Below are 6,437 nucleotides of genomic sequence, written 5' to 3' on the forward strand. Positions count from 1 at the left end.
CCAATACTGCGCTGCGATCGACCGCACCATCTGCTCGTCCCCGCGAAAACGCAAAGCCGGCGCTGGTGGTCGCGAGTGCGCGAAAACCAAGATGTTGCAAATAGCGCGCCGACCCAATGTCCCATGGATTTGGGATGACAAAGCAGCCGCTATCGTGAAGTTTCCTGAAAGCCTCGCGCCGTGCAGTAACGTCTGAAGGAACCATGCCGCTGAGTATACGAGGAACGCAAACAACCACAAAAGTCACTTGGCGGAAAACTGCTGGCTGCAAGTGCTCGATCACACGAGTCTTGAACACGTGTAATCGAGGTTTCGTTATTTATGTTCTTTCTTCTGCGGATTCTGAGGAGCCGGATGACCTTGCGGTCGCGGCGCCGGTCTGGCGGTCGACGCTGCGGTTCACCGGGCTATGGCTTAACGCAATGCGTTCTGCCCCGGAAGACCCGATGACAATGCATGCACGAGTCGTTCAGCTGATTGGTCGACTCGGAGATGGTGTCCTGATTCCGGGTTTGCGAGGCTTTGTAGGCGGCCTTGCCGGCCTCGTCGAGTTCGAGCGTGAACTTGATCCAGTCCGGATCGGAGACCGGAACGGCCTTGCCGTTTTCGCAGCGGCGGCCGGGTACCAGCATCAGCTTCGCGGACTCAGATAGAGAGATCGCGGCATAGTCGACGACATCCCAGCCTTTATAGACGTTGCCACCCCAGATGAGCCAGTCCGTTCCGACGGTTCCCGATTCTGCCGGCTTCTTGGGGGCGCCCGGATCGATGCTTTGCGTTGTAAAAATGATGTTTGAACTGGGAAAAAGGATGCCCCTCATCACTTGAGCGACAGTCCCGGAGGCCGGTAGTGACGGCAGTTGCGACGCAACATCGGAGGTCTTGGCTGCCGTAACGGCATGGGCCGGGAACGTCAACTGTTGGAGAGCGGCGTCATCCATGATCAGTTCAGCAGGGCCGCTGGGGAACTTGCCCGCCTGGAGGATGTAAGCCAAGACATCTGCTGCTTCCGTTAAGGTCAATCGGGCCGTGTCATCTTTCGGCATGGTCCGGCGGATTTTGTTGGCCAGCTCAAGCAACGGCCGCGAGGACCAGTTTGCAGCGAAGTCGTCTCCGGTCAGGGCAGGCGCGGACCGCCCTGCCAGATTGTCGGCATGACAACTCGCGCACCGCGCCTTATACGTCGCCAGCCCCCGCGACGCCTGCTGCTCCGTGTACACACCCTGGTTGAGGCTTCGCGTCGGCGTCTGCGACGACAGCGATGCGGATCCGGCAAGCCCGCAGAGCAACAACATCACCTCTATGCATCGGCGTCGTAAAATCATTAGACTGTTCCTCCTAGCGTGCGTGGAATCATAGTCCGAATTCGAAAGCTGAACAATCGCGCAAGGGCGAAGCATTCTATTTCAGCAAAACTGTCGCCCGGCGGAGTGAAGCTACTGCAGGAGAAGCAGTTGGCCGTTATCGCCACAATCATGCCGGATGGATCTCCACAAACGACCCCAGTGTGGGTCGATGTCGAGCCGGACGGGTCGCACATCCTGATCAATACGGTCGTGAGTCACCTCAAGGCGAAGAACGTCAATCGGGATCCAAGGGTCGCGATTACGGTTGTCGATTCGCAGAATCCCTGGAGGTCCGTCGTCATCTGCGGAGCCGTTGTCGAGAAGCGTGGTCCCGACCAGGGAGCGACCGAACACATCCACCTGCTTGCAAAGAAGTACATGGGGCGCGACCAGTATCCGCTCCTCGCGGGCGAAGCCCGGCTGTTACTGAGAATCAAGCCGACGCATGTATCCGAGCGCGGGACGGACGGACAGCGCTCGAGCCTTTGGAGTTAGTATCAGCACCCGGTCACGTTATAGAATGCCCGGCGGTGGATGTACTCGCACATGGGCTTTGGGGCAGCATATTGTTCGGACGCAAAAGCGAATGGCAGTGGCGCTGGGCTTTCCTTCTGGGAGCCGCGCCGGACGTTATCGCGTTCGGGCCTTTCATTATTTCCCAGGTGGGCAAAGCCAGTTGGAGCGACTTTCCACGCTACGTTTATCAAACATATGACGTCACCCATAGTCTTGTCGTATGGGGTGTGATGGCCGCAGCGGTATGGATGGTCACCAGGAAGTTCCCCTGGATTCTTTGTCCCTGGGCGCTCCACATCCTGTGCGACATTCCACTTCATGAAGTCAGTTTTTTCCCAACGCCCTATTTGTGGCCTTTCAAAACCTATTTCGTCGATGGTGTCCGTTGGGCTCAATTGTGGCTGCTCATTCCGAACTATTTCGCGCTCGCGATAACCTATGCCGTCTGGCTTGGGCGGCGGCGCCCCAAACCGGCAATGGATTTCGCCAAAGGAAACCTATGAAGAGATTCGCTTTTGTTCTTGCCCTGATTGTGTTGACAGTTGCCAGTGTGGCCGCGCAGGGGCGTGGCGGCAGAGGCGGCGGCATTTTTGCTCCACCGGCAACTCCCTCTGGCCCCATTGCAGATGCCGTCAATTCCATGGTGACGGCTTTCAACAATCGGGACGCCGCTTTTTTCCAGAAAACCCTGGCGCCCGACGCGGTCTGGTTCGACGAGGACGGACATCAGTTGCTGGCAACCGTCTGGCTCAATCGGCTGATGACCGCCACTCCGCCTCGTAAGCTCAGCATTACCGACCTGCGTGTCGGCAATTGGGACAATGCGGGCTGGGCGGGCTTCCACTACACGCTGGAAGCAACGAATCAGGTCAAGGGCATCAATACCATGTCCTTCCGGAAGGTCGGAAACGACTGGCAGATCGTGATGATCCACGGCGCGGTGGATACGCTGATCAGCTCTCACTGAGAGGCATGGCTCAAACCGTCAGTGCAATACGATTGAGATCCTGGACCATTATCCTCTTGCTCATCTTTGGCTTGTCGGCTGCGGGGCTGCGGGCACAGCGCGACCCTGCGCGGGAATTCATCAAGATCTCGGACAATTTGTATCGCACGCGAAATGGAGCATGGTACGGACTGGTCTACATCACGCCCGATGGGATCGTGCTGGCGGACCCGATCAGCACGGATTTCGCAGGATGGGTGAAGACAGAACTCGACCGGCGATTTCCAGGCGTCCCGGTTCGCTACATTATTTATAGCCACAGCCATTGGGGACGGCAGCGTTCTATTCAAGAAGTCGGATATCGCGGAGGCGCGCCAGTTCTTTGAAGATCTCGTCGCGTCGGTTTCGGCCGGGATGGCGGCAGGCAAGAGCCTTGAAGAGCTGAAGCGCTCGATTATGTTAGAAAAGTACAGCGGCTGGGCCGATTACCAGCGTCTGCGTGAAGACGATATCGAAGCCACGTACAATAACCTGAAGATCTACCGATAGACTCACTGAGAGGCATCGCTCAAACCGTAGCGTTGCATCTTGGTGCGCAGGCCCTCGCGGCTGATGCCGAGGATTTCGGCGGCGCGAGTGCGGTTGCCGTCGGTTGTTTTCAGAACGAGCACGATGAGGCGCTTCTCCATCTCGGCGATGGACATTGGCTGAAGGACGTCCTTCTGCGTTCCGCGAATACGATCGCTCAAAGCATCGGGCATCAGCACGGCACCGGGGCGCGACAGCGCGGCCAGACGGGCCATTTCTGCCTCGAGCTCGCGAACATTGCCTGGAAATGAATAAGCCAGCAGCGATGCGAGCAGTTCGGCCGAGAGACGGCCCGTCTCCCGGCCAAAGCGTGTCGCATATTGCTTCAGGAAATGGTCCGCCAGCAGCGGGATGTCGTGGACACGTTCGCGAAGCGGCGGCAGCTTCAGCGTGATCGTCGCCAGACGGAAGAAAAGATCGCTGCGGAACGCACCCGATTCGATTTCGCGCTCCAGGTCGCGATTCGTCGCGGCAATAACCCGAATATCGGCGGTTTCCGTGCGCGTGGATCCCAGCCGGGTAAATTCACCGGATTGCAGCACACGAAGCAGGCGCGGCTGCAGTTCCACCGGCAATTCTCCGATCTCGTCGAGAAACAACGTGCCGCGATGCGCCGATCCGATCAATCCCACGCGATCGCGATCCGCTCCGGTGAATGCGCCGCGCACCACTCCGAAAAGCTCCGATTCGATCAGGCTGGCCGGCAGAACAGCGCAATTCAAGATAACAAACGGGCCGGATGAACGTGAACTTTGCCGATAAAGCGCGCGGGCGACCAGTTCTTTGCCCGTTCCGGTTTCGCCCTGAATCAGGACCGGCAAATCGGTGGCCGCGACTTGCCGGACCGTTTCCAGAACCGCACCGACCGCGGGATCGGCCGTAATAATCCCATCGGCTTCGCCGATGTGACTTTCCAGTTCACGCGCCTTCCGCCTCGCCGATTCGATCGCCAATGCAACGTGAAGCCTTGCCGCCGAGAGGCTGCAGATCTCGTCGAGGAGCTCCCGCTGGCGGTTGGTAAACTTCTGGGCAATATCCCGATTCTCGAGATAGATCAGAGCGAAGGTCTCGGAAGTAGCCAGCAGCGGGGCGCAGAGAACAGACCGGAGGGAGAGCCGCTGCACGCTGGGATGATTCTTATATCGATCGGAATCGAGGGCATTGCCCACGAGCACTGCTTTGCCGGTCTGGAGCACCTCATTTGCGATGGAACTGCTGACTTCCGCTTCGGTCTGCGAGAGAGCTTCGCTCCGGAAGTTCCGGGCCACGGCAGCCCTGAAACCCCCATTTTCCCGGACCAGAACGAAGCCGCGATCTGCGCCGAGACTCTCGATCGTGCGGTCCAGAAGACTGGTCAACAACTCGCCGTAATCACGGTCTTCGCCCAGGGTCCGGGCAAGCCCGTAGAGGAGGTTCAGTTCTTCGGCGTTGAACATCAGCGGATTCTATCGTATTTTGCGGACTTGAGTTTTACAGACGCTGCGAAGATCATCAAGCCCGAAGCGCGACCTCAACCCGGCCCCGGCGAAGCCGAAAGTCCGGACGTGTGGGGTTTTCGCGATACCCATTTCGACATCAGCGAGAACGGGCATGTCATCATCCGGGGCACGCGATACGAGCTCAGCGGCAAAGAACTACCCCGCTTTCTGCCGTGGGTGCGCGAAATCCTCGGAATCAACGTCGACCCGAAGCAGATCAATCAGCCCAATTACCCTACATCGATTCCGGAACCGCACATCTCCCCCGCGTTTTTAAGCGACCTGCAGGCGTTCATGGCTTCGAACCAGGTCGACTCGGCCGGAGAAGTCCGGCTTCGCCACGGCCATGGACACACGCAGGAGGAAATGTATTCGATCAAGTATGGCCGGCTGGGGCGAGTTCCCGATCTCGTCGTGTACCCGGAGAACGAGAGCCAGGTCGTCCGGCTCGTCGAAGCCGCCAAGACACACAGTGTTTCTCTGATTCCATACGGCGGCGGCACGAATGTGACGGATGCTCTTCGCTGTGATCCGGAGGAGCGCCGGACAATCGTCTCCGTGGATATGCGCCGCATGAACCGCATCCAGTGGATCGATCGTGAAAACATGATGGCCTCGATCGAAGCAGGCGCCATCGGCCGGGACATCATCACCGATCTCAAGAAGTATGGCCTCACGATGGGGCATGAGCCGGACAGCGTCGAATTCTCCACGCTCGGCGGCTGGGTTGCTACAAACGCAAGCGGGATGAAAAAGAACCGGTACGGGAACATCGAGGACCTCGTCCTCGATGTCACCGCTGTTACAGCTGCGGGGAAGCTCGAACGCACGAGCACGGCGCCGCGAGAATCCATAGGGATCGATCTGCGGCGGTTGCTGTTCGGATCCGAAGGAACCCTGGGGATCATTACGTCAGCGATCGTTAAAATTTTTCCTCTGCCTGAGGTCCAGAAATACGGGTCGGTCCTGTTTCCGACGTTCGAAAGCGGCTTTCAGTTCATGTTCGACTTGATGCGGGAAAGCACGCCGCCCGCGAGCGTCCGGCTGATGGACAACCTGCAGTTCCAGTTCGGCCTCGCCTTGAAACCGAAATCCGCGGGCGGTTTTGCAGATATCAAGAGCAAGGCTGAAAAGTTCTTCGTAACGAAGGTCAAAGGATTTGAACCGGAGAAGATGGTCGCCTGCACCCTGGTATTCGAGGGCAGCCGGCAGGAAGTCGAGCAACAGGAGCGCGATCTCTATCGCATTGCAACCCGCTATAAGGGTATGAAAGCGGGCAGCGAGAATGGACAGCGCGGATATCAGCTGACGTACAGCATCGCTTACATTCGCGACTTCCTGATGCCGTACTACATTATTGCCGAGTCGTTCGAGACCTCGGTTCCGTGGAGCAAAGCTCTCGCGTTGTGCGACAACGTCAAGCGCAGACTGACCGATGAATACAAACGGCGAAATCTGCCGGGCACCCCTTTTGTTACGGCGCGCATCACGCAGCTGTATCGAACGGGCGTCTGTATCTACTTCTATTTCGGGTTCTATTACAAAGGCATCCCCAACCCGCAG

Annotated in this window: 8 protein-coding genes; 5 read left to right on the forward strand and 3 right to left on the reverse strand. The window is 58.1% G+C overall.

Annotated features, from left to right (window positions below):
- On the reverse strand, nucleotides 1-205 hold a 205-nt coding region (locus VGK48_08225), incomplete at its 3' end, for an isocitrate lyase/phosphoenolpyruvate mutase family protein (GenBank protein ID HEY2381156.1).
- Nucleotides 206-407: 202 nt separating this feature from the next.
- Nucleotides 408-1,325 (reverse strand): cytochrome c, encoded by a 918-nt coding sequence (locus tag VGK48_08230; GenBank protein HEY2381157.1) that lies wholly within the window; start codon nucleotides 1,323-1,325, stop codon nucleotides 408-410.
- Nucleotides 1,326-1,430: 105 nt separating this feature from the next.
- Here VGK48_08230 and VGK48_08235 point away from each other — a divergent pair, with 105 nt between their 5' ends.
- The 4 genes from VGK48_08235 to VGK48_08250 are packed head-to-tail and all read left to right on the forward strand — an operon-like array spanning nucleotide 1,431 to nucleotide 3,194.
- Nucleotides 1,431-1,841 carry a PPOX class F420-dependent oxidoreductase gene (locus VGK48_08235; GenBank protein ID HEY2381158.1) on the forward strand — a complete coding sequence of 137 codons (411 nt, stop codon included), beginning with the start codon at nucleotides 1,431-1,433 and terminating at the stop codon, nucleotides 1,839-1,841.
- Nucleotides 1,842-1,876: 35 nt separating this feature from the next.
- On the forward strand, nucleotides 1,877-2,365 hold the full coding sequence (locus VGK48_08240; GenBank protein HEY2381159.1) for a hypothetical protein: 489 nt from the start codon (nucleotides 1,877-1,879) through the stop codon (nucleotides 2,363-2,365).
- A complete protein-coding gene (locus tag VGK48_08245) occupies nucleotides 2,362-2,829 on the forward strand; it encodes a nuclear transport factor 2 family protein (GenBank protein HEY2381160.1) in 468 nt (155 codons plus the stop codon). Before VGK48_08240 ends, VGK48_08245 begins: the two co-directional genes overlap by 4 nt.
- Nucleotides 2,830-2,834: 5 nt before the next feature.
- Nucleotides 2,835-3,194, forward strand: coding sequence for a hypothetical protein (locus tag VGK48_08250; protein HEY2381161.1), 360 nt, complete (start codon nucleotides 2,835-2,837; stop codon nucleotides 3,192-3,194).
- A gap of 165 nt (nucleotides 3,195-3,359) precedes the next feature.
- On the opposite strand, the gene VGK48_08255 is transcribed toward VGK48_08250, so the two are convergent.
- Nucleotides 3,360-4,832 carry a sigma-54-dependent Fis family transcriptional regulator gene (locus VGK48_08255; GenBank protein ID HEY2381162.1) on the reverse strand — a complete coding sequence of 491 codons (1,473 nt, stop codon included), beginning with the start codon at nucleotides 4,830-4,832 and terminating at the stop codon, nucleotides 3,360-3,362.
- A gap of 27 nt (nucleotides 4,833-4,859) precedes the next feature.
- On the opposite strand from VGK48_08255, the gene VGK48_08260 reads away from it, so the two are divergent.
- On the forward strand, nucleotides 4,860-6,437 hold a 1,578-nt coding region (locus tag VGK48_08260), incomplete at its 3' end, for an FAD-binding protein (protein HEY2381163.1).

The organism is Terriglobia bacterium (assembly GCA_036496425.1).
Taxonomy (GTDB): domain Bacteria; phylum Acidobacteriota; class Terriglobia; order 20CM-2-55-15; family 20CM-2-55-15; genus 20CM-2-55-15.

Bases quoted from the DNA above. Each gene is read 5' to 3' on its own strand.
- VGK48_08230 (HEY2381157.1), bottom strand. From the start codon at position 1,325: ATGATTTTACGACGCCGATGCATAGAGGTGATGTTGTTGCTCTGCGGG.
- VGK48_08255 (HEY2381162.1), bottom strand. From the start codon at position 4,832: ATGTTCAACGCCGAAGAACTGAACCTCCTCTACGGGCTTGCCCGGACC.
- VGK48_08245 (HEY2381160.1), top strand. From the start codon at position 2,362: ATGAAGAGATTCGCTTTTGTTCTTGCCCTGATTGTGTTGACAGTTGCC.
- VGK48_08250 (HEY2381161.1), top strand. From the start codon at position 2,835: ATGGCTCAAACCGTCAGTGCAATACGATTGAGATCCTGGACCATTATC.